Origin of the sequence: Burkholderia sp. BCC1644 (genome assembly GCF_902833225.1) — a bacterium.
Lineage (GTDB): Bacteria > Pseudomonadota > Gammaproteobacteria > Burkholderiales > Burkholderiaceae > Burkholderia.
Genome location: NZ_CADFEI010000080.1, coordinates 1 through 424, shown reverse-complemented (window position 1 = coordinate 424; position 424 = coordinate 1). Strand labels below are relative to the sequence as shown.

Sequence of the window (424 nt, the reverse complement as noted above, 5' to 3'; positions counted from 1 at the left end):
ACGGCCCGGCCGTGCGCGACATGGCTTATTCGCAGTCCAATCCGGAGGTAGACATGCTTCGTTACGCAGTGATCTTTTTCATCATCGCCATCATCGCGGCGGTGTTCGGCTTCGGCGGCATTGCGGCCGGGGCCGCCGAGATCGCGAAGATCCTGTTCTTCATCTTCGTGATCATCTTCATCGTCACGCTGTTGCTGGGCGTGATCCGACGATAGGTGAGCGCGGGTGTCGAGTCGAACGGCCGCCTTCGGGCGGCCGTTTTCTTTGCCCGCGCCGACGCGCCGGGTTCAGCGCGGGGCGCGCGCCTCGACCCACCAGCATGCCGCCTGGTAGTGCAGCATGTCGCCGTCGAGGAAGGGCGCGAAGGCCGCGCACACCGTCTCGATCACCTGCGCGCGGGTTCGCGCATCGGCCTCGCACAACT

Annotated in this window: 1 protein-coding gene; it reads left to right on the top strand. The window is 65.3% G+C overall.

What is annotated here, in order from left to right; translation table 11 throughout:
* Positions 1 to 53 precede the first annotated feature (53 nt).
* A complete protein-coding gene (locus tag HWX87_RS37810) occupies positions 54 to 215 on the top strand; it encodes a DUF1328 family protein (protein ID WP_013697398.1) in 162 nt (53 codons plus the stop codon).
* Positions 216 to 424: the final 209 nt, after the last annotated feature.

Coding starts and splice junctions, on each gene's coding strand:
- HWX87_RS37810 (WP_013697398.1), top strand. CDS start 54: ATGCTTCGTTACGCAGTGATCTTTTTCATCATCGCCATCATCGCGGCG.